The 23,123-nt window shown below is 65.6% G+C and carries 19 protein-coding genes; 5 read left to right on the forward strand and 14 right to left on the reverse strand.

The window, feature by feature from the left end; all coding sequences use genetic code 11:
- Positions 1-342 precede the first annotated feature (342 nt).
- The 3 genes from QJT82_RS21035 to QJT82_RS21045 form a co-directional block, all read right to left on the reverse strand.
- Positions 343-1,188 carry an IclR family transcriptional regulator gene (locus QJT82_RS21035; RefSeq protein ID WP_051447909.1) on the reverse strand — a complete coding sequence of 282 codons (846 nt, stop codon included), beginning with the start codon at positions 1,186-1,188 and terminating at the stop codon, positions 343-345.
- Positions 1,189-1,436: 248 nt separating this feature from the next.
- Positions 1,437-2,726: an MFS transporter gene (locus tag QJT82_RS21040; RefSeq protein ID WP_028341270.1), complete on the reverse strand. Its 1,290-nt coding sequence runs from the start codon at positions 2,724-2,726 to the stop codon at positions 1,437-1,439.
- A gap of 267 nt (positions 2,727-2,993) precedes the next feature.
- Positions 2,994-4,373, reverse strand: coding sequence for a M20 family metallopeptidase (locus QJT82_RS21045; RefSeq protein WP_035631775.1), 1,380 nt, complete (start codon positions 4,371-4,373; stop codon positions 2,994-2,996).
- A 238-nt stretch (positions 4,374-4,611) separates the two neighbouring features.
- Here QJT82_RS21045 and QJT82_RS21050 point away from each other — a divergent pair, with 238 nt between their 5' ends.
- Positions 4,612-5,991 (forward strand): LLM class flavin-dependent oxidoreductase, encoded by a 1,380-nt coding sequence (locus QJT82_RS21050; RefSeq protein WP_028341272.1) that lies wholly within the window; start codon positions 4,612-4,614, stop codon positions 5,989-5,991.
- Positions 5,992-6,268: 277 nt separating this feature from the next.
- Here QJT82_RS21050 and QJT82_RS21055 read toward each other — a convergent pair whose 3' ends face one another.
- The 3 genes from QJT82_RS21055 to QJT82_RS21065 all read right to left on the reverse strand — a co-directional run bounded on the left by QJT82_RS21055 (position 6,269) and on the right by QJT82_RS21065 (position 9,832).
- Complete coding sequence (locus QJT82_RS21055; RefSeq protein WP_028341273.1) at positions 6,269-7,933, reverse strand: thiamine pyrophosphate-binding protein; 1,665 nt, start codon at positions 7,931-7,933, stop codon at positions 6,269-6,271.
- Positions 7,934-8,063: 130 nt separating this feature from the next.
- Complete coding sequence (locus QJT82_RS21060) at positions 8,064-8,579, reverse strand: GFA family protein (protein WP_051447910.1); 516 nt, start codon at positions 8,577-8,579, stop codon at positions 8,064-8,066.
- A gap of 125 nt (positions 8,580-8,704) precedes the next feature.
- Complete coding sequence (locus QJT82_RS21065; RefSeq protein WP_028341275.1) at positions 8,705-9,832, reverse strand: alkene reductase; 1,128 nt, start codon at positions 9,830-9,832, stop codon at positions 8,705-8,707.
- A gap of 160 nt (positions 9,833-9,992) precedes the next feature.
- Here QJT82_RS21065 and QJT82_RS21070 point away from each other — a divergent pair, with 160 nt between their 5' ends.
- Positions 9,993-10,376 (forward strand): winged helix-turn-helix domain-containing protein, encoded by a 384-nt coding sequence (locus QJT82_RS21070; protein WP_028341276.1) that lies wholly within the window; start codon positions 9,993-9,995, stop codon positions 10,374-10,376.
- Between the two features lie 540 nt (positions 10,377-10,916).
- Here QJT82_RS21070 and QJT82_RS21075 read toward each other — a convergent pair.
- Entirely contained in the window at positions 10,917-12,413 is a 1,497-nt protein-coding gene (locus tag QJT82_RS21075) for an aldehyde dehydrogenase family protein (protein WP_028341278.1), read from the reverse strand.
- Between the two features lie 351 nt (positions 12,414-12,764).
- Between QJT82_RS21075 and QJT82_RS21080 the strand changes: the two genes are divergently transcribed.
- Positions 12,765-13,616 (forward strand): SDR family NAD(P)-dependent oxidoreductase, encoded by an 852-nt coding sequence (locus QJT82_RS21080; RefSeq protein WP_028341280.1) that lies wholly within the window; start codon positions 12,765-12,767, stop codon positions 13,614-13,616.
- A gap of 446 nt (positions 13,617-14,062) precedes the next feature.
- Here the strand turns inward: QJT82_RS21080 and QJT82_RS21085 are convergent, their stop codons facing one another.
- Positions 14,063-14,443: a hypothetical protein gene (locus QJT82_RS21085; RefSeq protein ID WP_028341281.1), complete on the reverse strand. Its 381-nt coding sequence runs from the start codon at positions 14,441-14,443 to the stop codon at positions 14,063-14,065.
- Positions 14,444-14,785: 342 nt separating this feature from the next.
- Here QJT82_RS21085 and QJT82_RS21090 point away from each other — a divergent pair, with 342 nt between their 5' ends.
- Both QJT82_RS21090 and QJT82_RS21095 read left to right on the forward strand, forming a co-directional pair.
- Positions 14,786-16,195 (forward strand): aldehyde dehydrogenase family protein, encoded by a 1,410-nt coding sequence (locus QJT82_RS21090; protein ID WP_028341282.1) that lies wholly within the window; start codon positions 14,786-14,788, stop codon positions 16,193-16,195.
- An 82-nt stretch (positions 16,196-16,277) separates the two neighbouring features.
- On the forward strand, positions 16,278-16,853 hold the full coding sequence (locus tag QJT82_RS21095; RefSeq protein ID WP_028341283.1) for a DUF2478 domain-containing protein: 576 nt from the start codon (positions 16,278-16,280) through the stop codon (positions 16,851-16,853).
- Positions 16,854-17,238: 385 nt separating this feature from the next.
- Here the strand turns inward: QJT82_RS21095 and QJT82_RS21100 are convergent, their stop codons facing one another.
- From QJT82_RS21100 to QJT82_RS21125, 6 genes are all read right to left on the reverse strand, one after another.
- Positions 17,239-17,445: a hypothetical protein gene (locus QJT82_RS21100; protein ID WP_024581255.1), complete on the reverse strand. Its 207-nt coding sequence runs from the start codon at positions 17,443-17,445 to the stop codon at positions 17,239-17,241.
- Positions 17,446-17,527: 82 nt separating this feature from the next.
- On the reverse strand, positions 17,528-18,523 hold the full coding sequence (locus QJT82_RS21105) for a hypothetical protein (RefSeq protein WP_028341284.1): 996 nt from the start codon (positions 18,521-18,523) through the stop codon (positions 17,528-17,530).
- Positions 18,520-19,641, reverse strand: a complete 1,122-nt coding sequence (locus QJT82_RS21110) for a hypothetical protein (protein ID WP_028341285.1) — start codon at positions 19,639-19,641, stop codon at positions 18,520-18,522. Before QJT82_RS21110 ends, QJT82_RS21105 begins: the two co-directional genes overlap by 4 nt.
- Positions 19,638-20,837 (reverse strand): hypothetical protein, encoded by a 1,200-nt coding sequence (locus tag QJT82_RS21115; protein WP_028341286.1) that lies wholly within the window; start codon positions 20,835-20,837, stop codon positions 19,638-19,640. The genes QJT82_RS21110 and QJT82_RS21115 overlap by 4 nt, the downstream gene beginning before the upstream one ends.
- A complete protein-coding gene (locus tag QJT82_RS21120; RefSeq protein ID WP_028341287.1) occupies positions 20,834-21,709 on the reverse strand; it encodes a ThiF family adenylyltransferase in 876 nt (291 codons plus the stop codon). Before QJT82_RS21120 ends, QJT82_RS21115 begins: the two co-directional genes overlap by 4 nt.
- Positions 21,706-22,761 carry a hypothetical protein gene (locus QJT82_RS21125; RefSeq protein WP_210199787.1) on the reverse strand — a complete coding sequence of 352 codons (1,056 nt, stop codon included), beginning with the start codon at positions 22,759-22,761 and terminating at the stop codon, positions 21,706-21,708. The genes QJT82_RS21120 and QJT82_RS21125 overlap by 4 nt, the downstream gene beginning before the upstream one ends.
- Positions 22,762-23,123 lie beyond the last annotated feature (362 nt).

Below are 23,123 nucleotides of genomic sequence, written 5' to 3' on the forward strand. Positions count from 1 at the left end.
CGAATCTTTGCAAATCCGATGGAATCACACCCCACTGAGATCACTCACCCCATTTTTCAGTCAGGCTCTCAGGATGAGGTCTTGTTTTGCGGCACAATAGGAGACCCTCATGGTGAGGAGCGCCGCTTGCGGCGCGTCTCGAACCACGAGGCCCAGCACTTGCTCGGTTGCCAAGGGCATATGCGATAACCCTGCGCTTGCGGGGGAGGGTTGGGGTGGGGGTATCACCACGAGTCATATCGTGGATAGAGCCCCCACCCGCCGCGCTACGCGCGTCGACCTAAGAGCGAGCTTCGCTCGTCTCGACCCCGCAAGCGGGAGAGGTGAAACAAGAAAGCGGCCTCAACCCATCTTCGCCGCCCGTCCATTCTTCGGCGCCTGGGCCAGCGCGCGGGCCAGCACTTGGGCTTCCTTCTTCAGCATGTCGGCGAGCTCGCCTTCGCGGCGGCGGATGCGGTCGGACGCGGCGCCGATCGAGAGTGCGGCCACCACCTCGCCGGCATCGTCGCGGACCGGCACGCCGACGCCGCCCATGCCGGGGAACGCGGCGTCGATCAGCACGGTGTGGCCGGCCTTGCGCGCCATCGCGATCCGCTCGCGCAGGAACTTCGGTGTGATGCGCGGCGATTTCGCCAGCCGCGGCACGATCACCTCGATCACAGCCTCGATCTCGGCATCCGGCAGCCAGACCAGCAGCGCCAGCGCGCCGGCGCCGACGCCGAGCGGACGGCGGCTGCCGATCTGCAGATAGTTCGGTTGCAGCGGATGGTTGCCGACCGAGCGCGCCAGATAAAGCGCCTCGACGCCGGAGCGCACCGACAGCAGCGCCGTATCGGCCGAGCGCTCCGACAGCCGCAGCAGGCTCGGCTGCGCCAGCTCGGCGATGTCGACCGAACGGCGCGCGCCGACCGCCATCACCCGCGCCTCCTGGCCGAGCTCATAGGTCTTGGCGCCGGCGACGCGGCTGACGAAGCCTTCCTCGATCAGCGAGTTGAGGATGCGCAGGGCAGTCGCCTTGTTCAGCGAGGTAGTGTCGGCGATGTCGGTGAGCCGCAGCGGCGAGCGCTGCGCCAGCACGCGCAGGATCGCACAGACCTTCTGGATCGCGTTGAACTTGTCGGGTTGGCCCGGCTCCGGCGGTGGCCTCTTGCGGCTGGTCCGTGCGGTCGCAGTCGTTGAGGCGTTCATGCCCTGGCCTTCCTTGCCGTCAATTCCAAATCCTGAACCGGGCACGACGAAGATGCGCGCCCGGCAGACATCATCCTAGGACGGATGACGCGCGCCGGACACCGTATACTTTCGTCAGATGAAACTTTGATTTCGACTATCTACGCTGCTGTGCAACAATAAGGATATTTGAATTTCGCATCACGAAATCTGATGCGGTTAGCATGATCTTTTCGAAAAAACCGCTTCGCACTTTTTCGGATCATGCGCTACGCCAGCCGCAGCCTGCGGATCGTGAACAGTGCGCAGAGGCTGAGGATGCAGACCGCGGTGAGATAGTAACCCGGCGCGAGCTCGCCGATCGCCGCGAAGCCGCCCAACCAGGTCATGATCGCCGGCCCCATGCCGCCGAACAAGGTGACACCGATATTGTAGCTGAGACCGAGCCCGGTCGCACGCGTCGCCGCCGGAAACAGTTCCGACATCAGCGCGGCGAGCGGCCCGTAATACAGCGACTTGAGCACGCCGAGCCAGAGCACGCCGATCAGGATGATCACGGGCGTCGGCTTGCCGGTGAGCAAGAGGAAGGCCGGGAAGATCGACACCAGCAGCAGCAGCGCGAACAGGATCATGTGGGTGGTGCGTCCGATCTTGTCGGAGACCATGCCTGCGATCGGCGCCAGCAGCGCAACCGCGGTCTGCGCGGCGAACGAGGCGACGAAGCCGACCGATGGCGCGAGGTTGAGCGTCTTCACCACATAGGTCGGCATGTAGACGATCAAATAGTTGACCGCGGTCGATACCGCGAGCGCGCCGATCGCAAGCGTCGTGGCGAACTTTTGCCGCGCGAACACTTCCCTGACCGGCGATTCCCGCTTCGCCGCCGGCGGCGGGGTCGCATCGTCGACATGGTTGCGGATGTAGATGCCGACCGGGCCGATCAAGACGCCGAACAGGAACGGCAGCCGCCAGCCCCAGGATTGCAAATCCTCCGGGCTCATCAGCGAGGTCAGGAGCGCACCGAAGCCCGCGCCGAGCAGGCCGCTGACGCCTTGGCTCGCGAACTGCCAGCTCGCCACGAAGCCGCGCCGCTCCGGCATGTGCTCGACCAGGAACGCGGTCGAGGAGCCGAACTCGCCGCCGGCTGAAAAGCCCTGCACCAGCCGCGCCAGCAGCACCGCGATCGGCGCCAGGATGCCGATGGTCTGATAGGTCGGCATCAGCGCCAGCACCAGCGTGCCGAATGTCATCAGCACGATCGACAGCATCAGCGAAGCCTTGCGGCCGTGACGGTCGGCATAGGCACCGAGCACGACGCCGCCGATCGGGCGGATCAGAAACGACAGGCCGAAGCTGCCGAAGGTCAGGAGCAGCGAGGTGGTCGGATCATTGGCCGGGAAGAACGCCTTGGAGAGATACACCGCGAAATAGGCGTAGACCGAGATGTCGTACCATTCGAGCGCATTGCCGACCGAAGTCGCGACGATCAGGCGGGTGATGTTTTTCTTGGTTGTGGCGTCGGCTTCGGAGGTAAGCGGCGTCGATGTCGATAGTGTCATCAAATTTCCTTGGCCGTGTCGGCACTATTTCAACGCGTTGCACCCGGGCTTATACGTTCGAAGAACGGCGTTGCGTCCGCTCGCCTAAGCGCGGCCATTCACATCCTCCCCGTCATCCTGAGGAGCGGCGTCAGCCGCGTCTCGAAGGATCGACGGCCACCGGCGGGGCCGTGCATCCTTCGAGGCTCGCTCCGCTCGCACCTCCAGCGACAAAGGCGAAGCCTTTGCGCGGGGATGACGGGGAAAAAGCGCGCCCGTCCTTCGACCTTAACGCTTCGCCTCGCCGAGATCCCAGAACAGGCCGGCCATGATGGTCAGCGCCTCCTCGGTCACCGGCAGCAGGATGTGCTCGTCGGGGGCGTGCTGCGAGCAGCCCGGATAGGAATGCGGCACCCAGATCGTCGGCAGGCCGAGGCCTTCGGAGAACACGTCGTTCGGCAGCGAGCCGCCGAAATTCGGCAGCACCGCCGGCGCCTTGCCGGTGGTGGCGCGGATCGAGTTCGCCGCCCAGTCGATCCACGGACTGTCCATGTCGGTGCGCGAGGCGGCAAAGCGCTGCGTGCCCGAGACCTCGACCATCGGGAAACCGTTGTTGTGCAGATAATCCCGCACCGCGTCGATCACCTCGAGATGCCGGGTGCCGACGACGAAGCGAAGCTGCAGCACGGCATTCGCCTTGCCGGGAATCGCGTTCGCGGGCTTTTCGATATTGCCCGACGACATCGCGAGCACTTCCAGCGTGTTCCAGGCATAGAGCCGCTCCGCCGCGGTCAGACCCTCCTCGCCCCAGTCTTCCGCCAGCGCCGGTTCGTCCGCGGTCGGCTTGACCTCGACGTCGGCGAGCGCGGCGCGGACGCGGTTGGAGATCGGCGGGGGTTTGAGGATCTCGAGCTTCATGCGGCCCTTGCCGTCGACCAGACTCGCGATCGCGCTCGCCAGGATCGTGGCGGGGTTGGCGAGCACGCCGCCCCAATTGCCGGAATGATTGCCGCCCTCGCGCAGATTGACGTCAAGATGGATGCGGTTGCCGCCGCGACAGCCGAGGAAGATGGTCGGCCGCTCCGCCGACAACCGCGGCCCGTCGGAGGCGATGAACAGATCGGCCTTCAGCTCTTCGCGATGCGCCTCGCAGACCTCGCGCAGATCGGGCGAGCCGATCTCCTCGCCGGTCTCGATGATGAATTTGGCGTTGAAGCCGAGCTTGCCGCCGCGCGCCTGCTTCACCGCGCGCAGCGCGGCCATGTTGATCGAATGCTGGCCCTTGTTGTCGGCGGTGCCGCGGCCATAGACGCGCTCGCCCTTGACCGTGGTCTGCCAGGGATCGAGGCCGTCGCGCCATTCGCCGACCATGCCGTCGACGACGTCGCCGTGGCCATAAGTCAGCACGGTCGGCCGCGAGGCGTCTTCCTGATAGTCGGCGATCAGATAGGGCCCGCGGCCGGTCGGCGACTCGATCAGGTGGGTCTTGAAATCGAGCTCGGCGAAGGCCGGCTGCAGATTCTCCACCAGATAGGCGCGCAGCGCATCGGCCTTGTCGGCATTCAGGCTCTCGGTCTGGTAGCCGACCCTTTGGTCCAGTTCTTTCAAAAACTGTCCCGATTGAAAATGCTCTCGCACCTTTGCGATTGCGTCGGCCCGTGTCGCCATGATTGTTCCTTCGTCCGGTCGCGTCTTGGCATGATCCCACCGGAACGCCACGCTTTGCGTCCCGATCATGCTTCTGGAGAGGCGCAACCTATCGGGATCGGCTCGCGACCGGAAGGGCGTGAAATGCGAATGGGCCTTGCCAAAACGTGGGAAGTCGCAACAAGTTGATGCGGGACGCCCGGCATCGACCGGGCAGCAATCGAAGCGGCGCGCAAGGTTTCGACCAAGGTTTTCGACAATGACAAAACAAATCCGGCTCAACGCCTTTGCCATGAACTGCGTGGCGCATCAGTCGCCGGGGCTGTGGACCCATCCGCGCGATCGCACCAAGGACTACAACAAGCTGTCCTACTGGACCGATCTGGCGAAGACGCTGGAGCGCGGCCGGTTCGACGGGCTGTTCCTCGCCGACGTGCTCGGCGTCTACGACGTCTATGCCAATAGTCCGGATGCGGCGCTGCGCAACGCGGCGCAGACCCCGGCCAACGAACCGTTGATGCTGATCCCGGCGATGGCCGCGGTGACGGAAAATCTCGGCTTCGGCGTCACCAGCAATCTCTCCTTCGAGCCGCCCTACCCGTTCGCGCGGCGGATGTCGACACTCGATCACCTCACCGGCGGCCGCGTCGGCTGGAACGTGGTGACCGGCTATCTCGATTCCGCCGCGCGCGGTGCCGGCAAGGACAAGCAGACCGCGCATGACGACCGCTACGAGCTCGCCGACGAATATATGGAGCTGGTCTACAAGCTCTGGGAAGGCAGCTGGGAGGACGACGCCGCGATCCGCGACGTCACGCGCGGCATCTTCACCGATCCGAGCAAGGTGCATCCGGTACACCATGACGGCAACAACTACCGGCTCAACGCGATCCATCTCTCCGAGCCGTCGCCGCAGCGCACGCCGGTGCTCTATCAGGCCGGCACCTCGCCGCGCGGGCGGCAATTCGCCGCCGAGCACGCCGAATGCGTGTTCATGTCGGGGCCGTCAGCCAAGGTGATCGGCCCGCGGGTGTCGGCGATCCGCGAGCTCGCCGCCGAGAAAGGCCGCAACGCCGCCGAGATCCTGATGTTCTCGATGATGTGCATTGTGGTGGCGCCGACCGAAGCCGAGGCGAAAGCGAAATACGCCGAGTATCGCAGCCACATCAGCCATGAGGGCGCGCTGGCGCTGATGTCGGGCTGGACCGGCGTCGACTTCTCGACCTACTCGCTCGACCAGGAGGTGCGGCACGTGCAGAACGATGCCGGCCGCTCCGCGATGGACAACGTCACCCGCGCCGATCCCGACCGGGTTTGGACCGTGCGCGAGGTCGCCGAGCATGTCGGCATCGGCGGCGCCGGCCCCGTGGTGGTCGGCTCGCCGGAGCAGGTCGCCGACAAGATCGAGCAATGGTTCGAGGACACCGACGTCGACGGCCTCAACGTCGCGTTTGCGATCTCGCCCGGCGATTTCGAGGACATCGCCGACATGCTGGTGCCGGAGCTCGTCAAGCGCGGCCGCTACAAGCGCGAGTATGCGAAGGGCACCTTGCGCGAGAAGCTGTTCGGCGGAGGGCGTGCGAGGCTGGACGCGACGCATCCGGCGACCCGGTATCGGGTGAAGAAGACGACGACGTAGCCACCCCCCGTCATTGCGAGCCACCCGGTCGGCGCGAAGCGCCGCCGGATGACAGGCTCCGCGAAGCAATCCATAGCTCCGCGTGTGAGGAACGATGGATTGCTTCGTCGCTCCGCTCCTCGCAATGACGGGGTACCCACATCTGCCGTCCCGTCATCCTGAGGAGCGCGAAGCGCGTCTCGAAGGATCGACGGCCACCGGCCGGGCCGTGCATCCTTCGAGGCTCGCTCCGCTCGCACCTCAGGATGACGGTGAGAGGTGAGCGCATCGTGAAAAGTCAATTCACCGCATTGCTCACCACCACCTCGATCAGCTTAGCGCCCGGGCGGCTGAACGCCGACTTCATCGCGCCCTTCAGCTCCTGCGGGTCGGTGACCTTGATCGCCTCGAGCCCGAGCGAGCGTGCGAGGGCGGTGAAGTCGACCGGCGGGTCGATGAAATCCATGCCGACATAATTGTCATCGCCGTGGAAGGCGAGCAGGCGCTGCTTGATGATGCGGTAGCCGCCATTGTTGACGATGACGAAGTTGAGCGGCAGCTTGTGATTGGCTGCGGTCCACAGCGACTGGATCGAATACATCGACGAGCCGTCGCCGGAATAGCACACCACCGGGCGCTGCGGATTGGCGAGGCTGACGCCGACCGCGGCCGGCAGGCCCCAGCCGATGCCGCCGGAGGCCAGCGCGTGATAGCCGTAGCGGTCGCGATGCGGCCGCAAGCCAATGATCTGACGCGACGAAGTCAGACCCTCGTCGACCAGGATCGCGTCGTCGGGCATCGCCTCCACGACCTGCAACGCGAGCCAGTCCGGATCGATCGGCGAGGTCTGGCTCGCCTTCGAGATCTGTTCGACCAGCGCCTTGCGCTTCGCCACCCAGTTCTTGGTCGACAGCGCCGCGAGTCCCTGCCTGGCACGCGTCTCCAGCGCGCCGCCGCCGGCCTCCTTCAACGCAGGAACCAGCGCGCGCAGCGTTTCCTTGACGTCCGCCTTCACCGCGATCTCGGCGCCGTAGTTCCTGGCGAGGTCGCTGTCGACCAGCCCGACCTGCACGATCGAGAGCCCGTCCGGCAGCGGATCGACCTCGCTGTAAACAGACATCCGCAGCGGATCGCCGCCGAGTGCGATCAACAGATCATGCGGCGCCAGCACGTCGCGCGCGACCTTCTGCAGCCGCGCGATCGCGCCCATGAAGCTCGGGCTTTCGGACAGGAAGTGCGAACCATAGGGCGTCGGCGACTGCCAGGCCGGGCAGCCCAGCGTCTCGGCAAGATCGGCCGCCTCGCGCAGCGCATCGCTTTTCACGATCTCGTCGCCGACGACGATCACCGGTCGCTCGGCTTTCAGGATGCGCGCGGCCAGCGCCTTAAGCGACTCCTCCGACGGCCTCACCCGTGTGTCGATCCGGGTGGAGCGGCCGAGCTCGATGCCGGCTTCGGAATTGAGGATGTCGCCGGGCAGCGAGATGAACACCGGCCCGGTCGGCGGCGTGGTCGCGATCTTGGCGGCGCGGCGCACGATGCGCGGCAGGTCTTCGAGGCGCGTCACCTCGACCGCCCATTTCACCAGCGGCGTCGCCATCTGCACCAGCGGGCCATAGAGCACCGGTTCAGTCAAACCATGGCCCTGTTCCTGCTGCCCGGCGGTGAGGATCAGCGGCGTGCCGGTGAAGCTGGCATTGTAGAGCGAGCCCATCGCGTTGCCGAGGCCAGGCGCGACATGGACGTTGCAGGCGACCAGCTTGCCGGAGGCGCGGCTGAAGCCGTCGGCCATCGCGACCACCAGGCTCTCCTGCATCGCCATCACATAGGTGAGATCGGGATGGTCCTTCAGCGCGTGCATGATCGGCAGTTCGGTGGTGCCAGGGTTGCCGAACAGATGGGTGACGCCCTCATCCTTCAGCAGCGCCAAAAATGCCGAGCGGCCGGTAATGCGATTTTTCATGTTCCCTCCAGGCCCGTCGGCGCGTTGGCCGACGGGGATCAAGGGAGATGACCAAACTTGCGCAGCTGGGGCAATCGAGCCGCCGGTCATGGCCGCATTCCGCAGGCGCGCGCCTGAGGTGAAACGCTCGTTAGAACATCCCCTCGCGCGCGCTGCGCTTCTTCTTTTTCGAGCGCTGCCACACCACGCCGGGATAGCCCTTCAGCGGCACCAGCGGCTCGCCGGTGTAGGCCCATTCCTGCAGTTCCTCGATCGCGATGTGATAGAGCGGCTGCCGGCCGGTGCGCCCCGAGAACAGCGCACGCGGGATGTTGACCATGTGCGGCGACCGCGCGCGCTCGTAAGAAATCGGCGTGCCGCAATTGGCGCAGAAGCTGCGCGCGGTCTTGCTTTTCACATCCTCGTAACGCGACAGCTCGCTTTCGCCTTGCGTGATGCGGAAGCGCTTCTTCCAGCTGCCGACATAGGTCGCATAAACCGCACCATGGGCGCGGCGGCTGGCGGCGGTGTGATCATGCCAGGCCCAGCGCGCCGGCACGTCGATCTCGAACCGGATCTTGCCGCACAGGCACTGGCCGGCCGCCGGCTTCGCCAGCGCCACGGGCTTTGGTTTCTTGGTCGGCTCGAACTCGTCGTCCGGAAACATCGCGGTCTCCCGGTTTTGCTGGCCGAGCTATCGTAGCCCGGATGCAGCGAAGCGTAATCCGGGGATGCTTGATCCGCTGATGCAAGGCCCCGGATTTCGCTGCGCTGCATCCGGGCTACGAAGACCTACGCCTGCGCCAATTCGTCGTGCACCGGATAATCCGTGTAGCCCTTCTCCTCGCCTGCATAGAAGGTGGCGCGGTTGTACTTCGTCAGCGGATAGCCGCGCTGCAGGCGGCGCGGCAGGTCCGGGTTGGAGATGAAGTAGCGGCCGAATGCGATCGCATCGGCATGACCCTCGGCGACCGCGCTCTGTGCGGTTTCGCCGACGAAATTGCCGGCGGTGATCAGCACGCCGCTCCACATCGGACGGTACAACACCATCGCGGACGGCACGTTCTGCCAGTCGACCTCGGCGCGGCCAGTGCCCGAGGCGCGCGGCTCGATGAAATGCAGATAGGCGAGCCCGAGCTTGTCGAGCGCCGTGATGGCGTGGCTGTAGAGCGGCATCGGGTCCGCTTCGCCGCTGCCATTGGCGATGCCGTAGGGCGAGAGCCGCACGCCGACGCGGCTCGCGCCCCAGACCTCGGTCACCGCCTGCGTCACCTCCATCAGGAAGCGGGCGCGGTTCTCGATCGAGCCGCCATACCGGTCGGTGCGCAGGTTGCTGCGCGATTGCAGGAACTGCTCGATCAGATAGCCATTGGCGCCGTGGATCTCGACGCCGTCGAAGCCGGCGGCGAGCGCGTTCTTCGCGCCCTGCCGGTAGGCCTCGACCATCAGGGCGACCTCGTCGGTCTCGAGCGCGCGCGGCGTCTCGTAGTCCACCACCTTGCCGTCCGCCGTCATGCACTTGAATTCGGACGGGATCGCGACCGCCGACGGCGCCACCGGCAGCGCGCCACCCGGCTGGAACGAGGAATGCGAGACGCGGCCGACGTGCCAGAGCTGCAGGAAGATCAAGCCGCCCCTGGCGTGCACGGCATCCACCACCTCGCGCCAGCCCGCGATCTGGGCCTCGCTGTAGATGCCGGGAACACCAGGATTGCCGAAGCCGGTCGCAACCACCGGCGAGGCCTCGGCGATCAGCAAGCCGCCGGGCGTGGCGCGCTGCGCATAATATTCCGCGTTCATCGGCCGCGGCGCGAGGCTCGGCCGCGCCGCCCGCATCCGCGTCAGCGGCGCCATCACGACGCGATGTTCGAGCTGGTAAGGACCGATCTTGAGCGGAGAGAACAGCGACGGAGGATTCATGCCTGCCCCAAATATTCTTATGTGGTTTCCGTTATAGTGTGGGCATGATCCGCCCAGAAAACCGGTTACCACTTTTCCGGATCATGCCCGTTATCTAACGGGTTCATCTTGTTCATGAAAGCGGGTAGTGGCAATCTGTTGCCACGAGAACAGGTCTCCCATGTCGAAATCGAGCGCCTCATCGCTCCCCTCCCTCAGCGTCCGCATCGACCTCGATGCCGAGGACCGGATCGGGCCGGGCAAGATCCTGCTGCTTGAGCGAATCAAGGAGTGCGGCTCGATCTCCGCCGCCGGCCGCGCCATGGACATGAGCTACAAGCGGGCCTGGGACCTGGTCGACGAGATCAACCGCATCTGCCGGCAGGCGGCGGTGGAACGGCAGACCGGCGGCAAGAATGGCGGCGGCGCGGTGCTGACCCCGTTCGGCCTCTCCTTGGTGGCGCGCTACCGCAAGATCGAGCGCGACGCGGCAAGCGCCGTGCGCAAGGACCTCGAGGCGCTGCGCAGCGACATCGGCAGGCCGAAGAAGGCCGCCGGGCGGTAAACGCAGGAACCGGCGGACGCAGCAAGGGGCGCTTACGAAAATATCGAAAACAACCCCATGCAAAGGAGCCGGCGGCGGCCGGCGCTCGACGAGGCAACTTGACGCGTCGGGCAAATCAGGGCTATTCTTCTAATATTCCGAAATCATGCGGGCGTTGGGGTGAAGGGCTTCCCTTCTGCGAGCACGCCGAAAATTGAGACCTGTACCCCCTCACCCGGATTGCATCTGACGATGCAACATAGCCGAAGCTTAGCTTCGGCGTCGATTTCATGGACGGCCGCCGAAGGCGGCCTATGCCTCTCCCCGCAGGCGGCAGGGCTATCGCATTTCGTGGCGGTGCCCTCGTGGCCATCCTTCGAGACGCCCGCCTTCGGCGGGCTCCTCAGGATGAGGTCTTGTTTTGCGGCACAATAGTAGACCCTCATGGTGAGGAGCGCCGCTTGCGGCGCGTCTCGAACCACGAGGCCAAGCACTTGCGCGGTCGCCAGGGGGCAGATGCGATACCTCTCCCCGCAAGCGGAGAGAGGTAAGAAGCAAGCGCTAGCCCGTTTTGATCCAGACCGCCTTGACGTTGAGATATTCCTCGACATGCTGCTTGCCGGACTCGCGGCCGTAGCCGCTCATCTTGTAGCCGCCGAACGGCACCGCCGGATCCATCGCCTGGTAGCAATTGACCCAGACCGAGCCGGCGCGCAGCGCCTTGGCGACCTGGTGCGCCTTGCTGACATTGGTGGTCCAGACGCCCGAGCCGAGGCCGAAGGTGGTGGCATTGGCGCGCTTGATCAGTTCTTCCGGATCCTTGAACGAGATCGCCGAGATCACCGGACCAAAAATCTCCTCCTGTGCGATGCGCATGTTGTCCTGCACATCGGCGAACACGGTCGGCTGCACGAAATAGCCCTTTGACAGCGCGCCCTCGGTGAGGCGGCCACCGCCGGCAAGCGCCTTGGCGCCCTCCTTCTGGCCGATGTCGAGATAACCGGAGACGCGGTCCATCTGCTGCTGCGACACCAAGGGACCAATCTGGGTGTTGGGATCGAGGCCGTTGCCGACCTGCAGCTTCTTGCCGAACTCGGCGACGCGGCCGACGAATTCGTCATAGACCTTCTGCTCGACGAACAGCCGCGTGCCGGCGCTGCAGATCTGGCCGGAATTGGCGAACACCGCCATAGCCGCACCCGGCACCGCGGCGTCGAGATCGGCGTCGGCGAACACGATGTCCGGCGACTTGCCGCCGAGCTCGAGCGAGACGCGCTTGAGGTTGCCGGCCGAGGCGCGGATGATCGACTGTCCCGTGACGTGCGAGCCGGTGAAGGCGACCTTGTCGACATCCGGATGCGAGGCGAGCGCGGCGCCCGCGGTCTCGCCATAGCCCGGCACGACGTTGACGACGCCGGGCGGAATGCCCGCCTCCATGCAGAGCTCGCCGATGCGCAGCGAGGTCAGCGGCGATTCCTCGGCCGGCTTCAGCACAACGGTGCAGCCGGTCGCGATCGCCGGGCCGATCTTCCAGATCGAGGCGGTCAACGGCCCGTTCCAGGGGATGATGGCGCCGACCACGCCGATCGGCTCCTTCAGCGTGTAGGAGAAGATCTCGCCGGGCAGCGAGTTCTCGATGGTCTCGCCGTGGATCGCGGTCGCTTGTCCCGCATAGTAGCGCAGCATGCCGAGCGCGCGCAGCTTGTTGCCGCGGGTGCGGCTGATCGGTGCGCCCATATCCAGCGTGTCGAGCTGGGACAGTTCCTCGAAATTGGCTTCGACGAGTTCGGCGAGCTTGAGCAGCATGTTCTGCCGCTCGAACGGCTTCACCTTGCTCCAGGGCCCTTCGAAGGCGCGGCGCGCCGCCGCGACCGCACGGTTGATGTCCTCGGCATCGCCCTCGGCGACCGACGCGAGCAATTCACCGGTGGCGGGATTATGCGTCTCGAACTTCTTGCCGGAGGCGGCGTCGACCCATTTGCCGTCGATCAGCATCTTCTTGGCGGAGCCATCGGCATAAGGATGGCGCGTGATCGGAATAGCCTGCGAAACAGCCATGTTTGCACTCCCTGTCAAATTGTCGGCTGAGGTCTTTTGGAAGCGTTATATCCCGAATTCTACAGCGCAGACGCGAAACCGTAAAGCCGAGCCGGCGTTGATCGGGACGGCACGTACGAAAACCTCCCATGCGCGCGCGTGCATGGTGCGCGCGGTATGCTCGATCACGGCCTCGTGGTTCGAGACGCGCGACGTTGCCGCGCTCCTCACCATGAGGGTCTGATATAACACCTCATCCCGGCGCAAAGGCTTTGCCTTTGTCGCTGGAGCAGCCGCGAAGCGGCGTCTCGAAGGATGAAGCCACCGAACTGCACTATACCCTCAGCCACATATGTGTCCGGAGACCACCCCATGCCCCACCCCGTGATATCAGCCAATCATGTTGCCGTGATCACCGGCGGCGCCTCCGGCATCGGACTTGCCGCCGCATTGCGGTTCGCGCAGGCCGGGATGAAGGTCTGCATCGCAGATCTCGGCGATGACCGGCTGAAGGCGGTTGCGACAAAACTGTCATCTGCGGCGCCGGGTGGCGCGGCTGATATCATGACATCAGCGGTCGACGTCAGCCGCGCCGACGAGGTGGCAAAGCTCGAAGCCGCAGTCGCGAAAAAGTTCGGCGGCACCGACATCCTGATGAACAATGCCGGCATCCAGCCCGGCAGCGCGATGTTCGGGCCCGCGGACAATTGGCAGCGCATCCTCGGCGTCAATTTGTGGGGCGTGATCAACGGCACCCAAACGTTCGCGCCCAGCATGATCAAGCGCGGCCGGCCGGGGCTGATCATCAACACCGGCTCCAAGCAGGGCATCACCACACCGCCGGGCGATCCTGCCTACAACGTTTCCAAGGCCGGGGTGAAAGCATTCACTGAAGCGCTGCAGCACGAGCTGCGCAACATCGACGGCTGCAAGATATCGGCGCATCTCTTGATCCCGGGCTTTGTCTTCACCGGGCTGACCGCCCGCGGCCGCACCGAGAAGCCGGCCGGCGCCTGGACCGCGGAGCAGACCGTCGACTTCATGATCGAACATATCGATGCCGGCGATTTCTATATCCTCTGCCCCGACAACGACGTGCCGCGCGTGCTCGACGAACGCCGCATCCTGTGGGCCGCCGGCGACATCGTCGAGAACCGCCCGCCGCTGTCGCGCTGGCATCCGGATTACGGCGATGCGTTCGCTGCGTTCGTGAAGGGGGAATGAGACCTCTCACTGTCATTGCGAGGAGCAAAGCGACGAAGCAATCCATCGTTCCGCATACGCGGAGAAATGGATTGCTTCGCTTCGCTCGCAATGACGTGGAGGACTCGTAGGGTGGGTGGAGCGCAGCGATACCCATCATGTCACCGCGCACGCGATAGGTATCGCTGCGCTCCACCCATCCTACGCGGCTATTTATCCCGTCACCCTGAGGAGCGCGAAGCGCGTCTCGAAGGGTCGACGGCCCGACTGGGGCCGATTCATCCTTCGAGACGCCGCTTCGCGGCTCCTCAGGATGACGGTGATAGATCGTAGGATGGGTAGAGCGAAGCAAAACCCATCAACTCTCACGTGGCCCGCTATTGATGCTCTCGTCATTCCGGGGCGGCCCGAAGGGCTGAGCCCGGAATGACAAAGGATCAAGTCTGCGCTGATGTCGCACCAAACCGTTAATTCGCCCGCACCCGCACCGGCGTCACCGGCCGGGCCACCAGCGCCTCGCCGAGCTCGCTCTGCTGGGCGCGCGGGATCGAGAAGCAGACGCTGAAGCCGTCTGACGTCTTGAGCGTCATCATGCCCTGGGCCGGATCGGTCGACTGTTCGATCACCCAGGAATCCAGCGGATAGGCGTAGCGCAAGGTCTGGTCGCCGAAGCGGGTCTGCAGCGCCTTGCTGATCAGCCCGGGCAAGGTCATGACCAGCGCGCCGACCTGGTTGATCGACAGGCGAATGGTTGCGGGCTCGCCCTTGCCGTCCACGAAGCCAAGCGAAATCGCGCAGCCGTCGGACGCGACTTCGCAGGTGGTGAGCTCCTGGGTTTCGATCTGCATGCCGGCACTCCGGATCATCGTTATATTCCACTCAATATATCGCGAAGACGACCAGCGTCCAGCCCTTAAAAGTATAGCCGCGGCGGCTACCGGCAGAGGCGCGCGCGGCATTAGAATCCATTGAAGCCCGCGGCGCCCCGATTGACGCCGGGCGGGCAACCGCGAATAAATCAGCGCAAAGCTCAGGCTGATTTTTCTTCACGATTTTCCAGAGAATTCATTCGGTTCGGCAGTGCCGCGCGCGTGCCCTGAATGGCCGTGGCGTCCACGCCGCAGCCGTGATATACACATGAATATAGCGAGGTCCGCGAAGGACCCGTTTGACCAGGGAGAGCAAGGCCAATGAGCGATTACAAGCTTCTCATCGACGGCAAGATGGTACCCGGCGACCAGACCATGCCGGTGCTCAATCCGGCGACCGAAGAGGTGGTGGCGCAATGCCCGCGCGCCTCGAGGGAACAGCTCGACAAGGCTGTCGCCGCCGCGAAGGCCGCCTACCCGGCCTGGGCCGCCACGCCGATCGAGGAGCGTCGCAAGCTGATCATCAAGATGGCCGAGGTGATCGAGGCCAACGCCAACGAGCTCGCGCATATCCTGACCAGCGAACAGGGCAAGCCGCTCGCCGACGCCACCGGCGAAGTGATGGGCATGGCCGGCTTCTTCCGCTATCTCGGCTCGCTGGAACTGCCGATGCGCGTGATCGAGAATTCCGGCGACCGCAAGGTCGAGGCCTATCGCCGCCCGCTCGGCGTGGTCGGCGCGATCATTCCCTGGAACTATCCGCTGCTGATCCTGGCGTTCAAGCTGCCGTCGGCGCTGCTCGCCGGCAACACACTGGTGGTGAAGCCCGCGCCCACCACGCCGCTGGCCTCGCTGCGATTTGCCGAACTGGTCAAGGACATCCTGCCGAAGGGCGTGCTCAACTTCATCGCCGACGCCAACGATCTCGGCGACCACATGACCAAGCACCCCGACATCCGCAAGATCTCCTTCACCGGCTCGTCGGCCACCGGCCAGAAGGTGATGGCGAGCGCATCGCAGACCTTGAAGCGGATCACGCTCGAGCTCGGCGGCAATGACGCCGGCATCGTGCTCGACGACGTCGATCCGAAGAAGGTCGCGCCCGGCATCTTCGAGGGCGCGTTCCAGAACTCGGGCCAGGTCTGCCTCGCCATCAAGCGGCTCTACGTGCATGAATCCGTCTATGACGAGATCTGCAACGAGCTGGTCGCGATCGCAAAGAACACCGTGGTCGATGACGGCTCCAAGCAGGGCACAAAGCTCGGGCCGCTGCAGAACAAGATGCAGTACGAGAAGGTCAAGGCGTTCCTCGACGACGCCCGCAAGAACGGCAACGTGATCGCCGGCGGTGCCGCGATGGACCGCCCCGGCTATTTCATCGAGCCGACCATCGTGCGCGACATCAAGGAAGGCTCCAAGCTGGTCGACGAGGAGCAGTTCGGTCCGGTGCTGCCTGTGATCAAATATTCCGACAAGGATGACGTGATCCGCCGCGCCAATGCGACCGCCTACGGCCTCGGCGCGTCGGTGTGGTCGTCCGACATCAAGCGGGCGCATGAGATCGCGACCCGGATCGAGGCCGGCACGGTGTGGATCAACAAGCATCTCGACATGGCCCCGAACATTCCGTTCGGCGGCGCCAAGCAGTCGGGCATCGGCACCGAGTTCGCCGAGGAAGGCCTCGCCGAATTCACCCAGCGGCAGATCATCAACGGCCCGCCGGCCGCCTGACCCGCAAAACCTGCGGCCGCGACGCCTTGGCTCCGCTTGGCGCCGCGGTTGCCTCCCTCCTCCACAACGAACAGAGCCCGTCATGTTCGACGCCCAATGCGACCTCGCCGCCCTGGTCTATGACGCCAATGACGATCCCGACGCCATCCTGCGCGACTTCGCCGGCGATCTGAGAGCACACGGCGCGCGCGTCGTCGGCATGGTGCAGTCAGGCCAATGCGCCGATTCCAGCCTGTCGGCGGTGCTGCTGCATAGCGGCGAGACGCTGCTGCTGGCGCAGCCGCCGAGCCAAAGTCCTACGAGTCCTGGCGCCACCGGCTGCAAGCTCGATCTGTCGCGGCTGCAGGCCGCCGGCATCCGCGTCGCCGACGCACTGGCTGAAGGCGCCGATCTCGTCATCATCAACCGCTTCGGCAAGCGGGAGCGCGACGGCAAGGGGCTTGGCTTCCTGATCGAGCGCGCGCTCGGCGCCGACATTCCGGTCGTGATCGCGGTGTCACGCGCGAGCTTTGCGGACTGGATCAAGTTCGCCGGCGGGATGAGCGTGAGGCTCGCCTGCGACCGCCACGCGCTCGATGCCTGGTGGCGCAGCGTCTCGCTACGCGCCGCGGCCCGGACCGCGCCGGATCACACCACGGTCTGCGAGGCGTTCAAGTAGAGCGCTTCGTAGAGTGGGTTACGCTCGGCTGCCCCACCTGCGGACTATCACCGTCTTCCTGAGGAGCGCGCTCTTGCGCGCGTCTCGAAGGATCGACGGCCCGGCTGGTGGCCGTGCATCCTTCGAGGCTCGCTCCGCTCGCACCTCCAGCGACAAAGGCGAAGCCTTCGCGCGGGGATGACGGTGTGAGAATTGTAGCGAGCGGCCTCCCCACGCTGTCGTCCTGGCGAAAGCCAGGACCCATAACCACCGAATTCGATTGAGAGTGCAATAGTGGCCCCAGCGTCACACAACGACAAGCGGTTGGGGTAATGGGTCCTGGCTTTCGCCAGGACGACGCTGAATACATTCACATTCGCTCAGGATGACGGGAGGGCGGCCCCGCTTACAGCGTCTCCTGCTTGTGGTCGCAATTCTTGCAGGTGAACTTGACGCGGGACTGGCCCTTTTCCGCCTGCACCCGGTTCGGCGCACCGCATTTGCCGCAAACGGCCTCGATCCGGGTCGTGCCCTGCTTGATGACCAAGTTCCGCTTTTCCATGGTCTCGCGGATGAGGCGTTCGGCCTCCTCGCGCAGCGATTGCTTCGACATCATCTCCACCGGTCATTGGTTAGCGGCCGGCGTCATAGCACGACCGCGTGAAGTTTTGACAGCGGGGATTGCAGCTTAATTTTCAGACAATGAGCCGGTCAACCGGCAACCGGAAATGCCGCGGTTTGATCGGTTTTGATGGCCGGCCGATGCGGAACACGTTGACGAGGCGCAGATCGGCGCCAATTTTGCCGAGCTTTCGCAGCCGGTCGTTGAAATCAGGATGATCTGATAGCGCCGAGATCGGGCACGCCGCGAAACCGGCGCGATCGATCTCCAGCCATGCGCGGTAGAAATGCCGACCGGTCGTGAGTGGATCCTCACCGACGGGACGGCAAAACAGCACGATCGCCGATGCCGACGCGGTCTTGGCGCCGTCGGCAAGCAACGACGCGGCGAGGCCGAGACGATCGAGCGGCTTGAACAGGGTGCCGAGCACGTAGCGCGCGGCGGTGGCCTCGACCGCATTCATGGCGAGCACATCACGGTTGAGCCCGTCGAGCGGATAGCGCGGATGGCCGGGCGACAGCCGCATCCATGCAAGCAGCTCAGCCCGGTAGTCGTCGCCGCGGACAAAGGAGAATTCGGCCCGGTCGGCCCAGCCGGCGATATCGGCAATCGCCCGGCGATCGCCAATGCTGATCACATCGTCGCGCGCGGCAGCCAGCTGCGCCAGCGCCGCCGCATCATCAAGCGACGCCGCGAACTTGCCGCGCCACGACGTGCGGTGTGCCACGAGGTCCGCCAGCAGATCGGGCTCGGCTCCTTGCTTGATCGCAAAAGAGCAGAGCACGGCAAATTGCGGCGACAGCGGCTGCTCGATCGTGGTCATGCCCGTGATTGCGAAGCCACGGCGGTTGAGCGCCAGGCTCATGCCCTCCAGCGCCGCGCCGTGCGACACCCGAACGTCATGCCCCGCGGGGTCGGCGACCGGCGCGCGCACGCCGGTCGCGTCGACCAGCGCCAGCCGCCCGTCGTCGATGAGGCGCCAGCGCGTCGGCTGGATGTTGTGGACGCTCGGCGCCAGCCGCGCCTCCGCGACCACCTCGCGCAGCAAATCCGGCGTCAGCGCGCTCATGCCGCGGCCAGCCGCTTGGTGAACAGATGCAGCCGGTGCAGCGGCGTTGCGCCGACCTTCTCGACCTGGCGCAGCGAGGGGCCGTTGATATCGGCGATCCAGGTGCCGCCCAGCGTGCGGTAGCCGGCCTCCTGCAACGCCAACGCGGTGCGGTAGAGCATCGCGCCGTTGAGGCCGCGATTGTGCAGATCGCGGCAGACCGACTGATAGATCAGCACCGCGCGCCTGTTCATGATGCGGTGCTGCACGAATTTGAACGGCGCCGTCAGTCCGACCCGGCCGCCGATCGCCTTGATCAGCGGATTGAGGTCGGGGATCGCGATGATCGCGCCGGCGGGGCGGCCGCGGTGATACACCACGGTCGAAATCCGCTTGTCGATGATCCACATCATGTCGCCGGCCTGGAACAGATATTCGGCGGCGGTCGGCGGCACGAACATCGGGTTGTCGGCAAAGCCGTCATTGAGGATCAGCCGCGCATCCTCCAGCCGCACCTTGAAGGCGGAACGCTTGATCGGCTGCCAGACGAAATCCGGGTCAGTGAGCACCGCGCGCTGCTTGTCGCCGAGCAGTTGCTCCGGCTTGCCGCCGTCGAGCGCGATCTCGAACGTCGTCATCGGGAAGGTCGCGGCGTAGCCGGCGCGTTCGAGATGCTTTGCGATGTGCGGCGGCGACCACATCATGTCGGTGAACGGCGCATGGTCGAACCCGTCGGTCATCACGCCGATCTGCTGCATGGCCGTCAGATTGAAATTGCCGGCGACGCGGCTCATGCCGCGCGCCGACAGCCATTGCTCGGCGGCGCTCAGCAGCGCATCGGCCACCTCGACGTCGTCGATGCAATCGAAGAAGCCGAATGCACCGTGGCGGGTGCCGTGCTTGCGGTTGGACGCGTCGTGGATCGAGGCGGCGATGCGGCCGACCGGCCGCCCATCGCGATGCGCTGAAAACAGCGCATAGCGGCCGTGGCCTTCGGTGACGAACGGGTTCTTCGCCGGATCGAACATCCGGTCGAAATCGCTCCACAGCGGCGGCACGTAGAGGCTGCCGCGCCCATAGGCATTGAGCGCGGCGTCGAATGCCGCCCTGCGGTCGCCCTCGCGGATCTCTGATGTCATTTGGCCTCCGGGGTCAACGCCAAGAGCCGGCGTACCAGCGCCAGCGCGGTTTCAGTGGCGGGATCGGCCGCGGTGACGGGCACCGCGAGCACAATCAGGTCGAGCGGATCATGCGCGAGCACGATGATATGGGAGGCGTTGTTGGCTGAGATCAGCGAGACCATGCGCTCGGCCGCGGGATCGGTCGGCGCCAGTCCCCACGGCGCGTCGGACCGCCGCAGCACGCGCCGCGTCGACAGGAAGTCGTGCAGCAGCGGCGGATCGTAGAGCGCGAGCTCGTTCTCGCGAAAGCGCCGCGCGCTTTCGAAGATCGGATGCCGCGCCAGCTCGGCGATCAACTGCTCGCGGGTCTGCGCCGGCGATGCCGCGACCGAATTGAGCACGCCCGGCTCCTGCGATTCGAACAGCGCGCGCAGCGCGTCCGTCATCAGACCGATGGTCAGGACGCCGGCGATCGCAACCGCGACGAAACGGACCATCTGCGCGGCGTCGACGTCGGGCGCCATGAAGGCAGCGGCGAGGCCCAAGAGGCCCGACGAGATCAGCCGCAGCGCCATCATCGCAAGGCCGTGCCGGCGCGTCTCGGCGCCGCCGCCGGCGATCAGCATCACGGTCACGGTGAGCAGAGCGCCCAGCGCGCCGAGCCGCACAGGGATATCAGGAAACAGCGTGCGGAAATCGGTCAGGATGAACGGGATCACGACCAGCGCGCCGACCGCCATGCGGCCGATGCTGCGGTTCTCCGAGGCCATCAGCGCGGCGCGATCCCGCGTCGCCAGCAGGAACGCGCAAGTGGCGAAGCCCAAGAGCTGGAACAGCGCCAGCGCGATCGCGTAAGGCATCGCCAGCCGTTGCAGCCCGAACAGGCCGCCAAGCCCGAGCAGGATGCCGCCCGCGAGCGCCGCGATCTTGACCGCGCGCGGCGCGTGGCGCCGCAAAATGCCTTCGGTGACGATCAGGGCGCCGAGCGGGACCAGCGAGGCCGGGATCACCGAGAGACGGTCGAGCAGGCGGCTTCCGGTCCACCAGGCAAGACCGCGGTCGAGGAACAGGATCGCGATCACGCCGAGCGCGAGCAGCAGGCGGCGCGTCAGCGGGCTCCTCGGATCGCGCCGGTAGAACGTCATCATTGCCACGGCAAGCCCGATGGCGCCGCACAGATTGACGATGGAATCGGCGATCACCCCGGAGGTCATTTGCTGCCAGTCAGTTCATCGATCGCCCGCCGCACCAGCGGACGCATCAGCGCGGCGACGAGCGCATTGCGCGGCTTCTCGATCGCCGGCCGATGCGGGTTGAGAAACCAGCCGCGGCAATCGGTGCCCGAGGTACGGCCGAGGATCAGCGCGACCGCCTCATAGGCCATCAGCATGCCGGTCGAGATCACCATCGGCGCGAACGACATCCGGCTGCGGCGGCCGGCGGCGACTTCGCCGGCGATGGCGAGGTCGACATAGTTGCGCGACGAGGAATGCAGCATCACGTGCTCGATCTCGGCGCGCATCGCGGCGCGTCGGTCGTCCTCGGTGATATCGGTCCAGTCCTTGCCAAGGGTCGGAAAGCCGAGGCGCTGCTCGGGCCGCGGATCGTGCGGGCGCACCACGATCACCGACGGCAGCGGCGACATGTAGGCGTCGATCACCGTTGCATCGGCGCGCTTCGCGGTCCGGTACAGATGAACGCCGGCCGCGATATCGTCCATGCCGTTGACGATGACCGGGCACTGCGCGGCGATCCCGGCCAGCTCGCCGGTCCAGTTCTCGCCAAGCACCTCGATCTCGATGGTCGGATTGATGCGCCTGGCGGCTTCGGCGGCAACCGCCGCCTTCTCGCGCCCGACCTCGTCGGCGAAGGCGAACACCTGGCGGTTGAGGTTGGAAACCTCGAAGCGGTCGATGTCGGCGATCACGAATTTGCCGACGCCGGCGCGCGCCAGCGCCATGAAGGCCGCGCCGCCCATGCCGCCGACGCCGCAGACGAACACCCGCGCCTGACGCAACAACTGCTGCTCGTGCTCGTCGATGAAGCCGATATTGCGGCCGGTGAAGGAGTAGTAGTCGAAATTCATCGCGCGGCCCCGCTATCCTGCTTGCGCGGACGCAGCGTGCCGAAGGCGCGGCTGTCGTCCATCCAATAGACCACCGGCAGCACCAGCCGCTGCAGCGCCAGCATCGCGGACGCTGCGAGCAGCGACGGCAGCGAGCCCGAGGGCACCTCGCTCATGAGATAGCGGCGCGCGCCGGCAAGATCGACGCGGCCGATCTGCAGCACGTCGTCGCCGCGCGCGTAGTCCAGCTCGCGGGCGCAAAACTCGTTGTAGACGGCATCGCGATGCTTCGGTGCGATCTCGAAGGTCTTCTTCAGCGCGTCCGAGCCGCCGGTATAGGCGTTGGTGATGACCGAGCGCGCCTCGTCGAAGCCGGCCTCCTCGCCGACGCCGAACACCGCGCGATGCCTTGCCATGATGCCGCGCGCCAGCTGCAGATGCGCAAAGCTCTGGCGCGCGCCCGGCAGCGGCGACGGGAATACGTCCGAGAATGTATCGCTGACCATGCCGACCACCGCCGGCACCTGGGTGACGTTGGAGATCCATTTCGGCCGCAGCCCGTCGCGGGCGAACAGCACCAGCGCGGTCAGACCGTACAGCACCCAGGACAGCCCCTGCCCGCGCACATCGGGATCGACCATGACGAGGCCGAGATGGGTGACCTCGGCCGGCTCGCCGTCGAGCGGCACGTCCATCACCGACAGCGCATTGAAGGCGATCGGCCGGCCGGTGTCTTCCTCCGAGATCAAGGTGACGATGGCGCGCGACAGCCGCTCGGGTTCACCGGAGAAGATGCCATAGGTCAGGCTCTCCTCGGGCAGAGTCTTGGTGGCGACGATGCGCAGCTGCTCGACCAGCGCGTCGAGCTCGGCCCTCGGCAGCGACAGGCCAGGCGATTCGACGATGCGGGTGCGCTGGCCGACCTGGGTGCGCAGGCTGAGATCGATGGTCGGCTGCGACAGCGCCTTCAGCCAGAAGCCGCCATGGCTGCGCAGGCCCTCAAGGGCGGCGCGCGCCTTGCCAAGGTTCTTGCTGCCGCGCGAAGCCGGCGTGGGATTGTCCGTGGACGCCATTTCTCTGTCCCTCGGGCGCGATCTCTGCACTCACCCCTGTTAAGGAGCCATGAGCGCAACCTGACGCTGTTAGCCGCAGGGTAAACAAGGCCTTCCGGAAACGGAACAAGTTGGCCGTAAGCGGCCCGCGGCCTATCCACGGTCATTGCGAGAAGTGAAGCTCGTGGCTGCAGAGCGCCAGCTCCTTCACCGTCACCCCCGCGCAACGGCTTTGCCGTTGTCGCTGGAGGAGCGCGGAACGCGCGTCTCGAAGGGTCGACGGCCACCAGCCGGGCCGTGCATCCTTCGAGACGCGCTACGCGCTCCTCAGGATGACGGGACCGCCGAGTCTAGCGCCCGATCGGCGCAAAGCGTTTTAGGCG

It is taken from the genome of Bradyrhizobium sp. Mp19 (assembly GCF_029952935.1).
GTDB lineage: Bacteria > Pseudomonadota > Alphaproteobacteria > Rhizobiales > Xanthobacteraceae > Bradyrhizobium > Bradyrhizobium elkanii.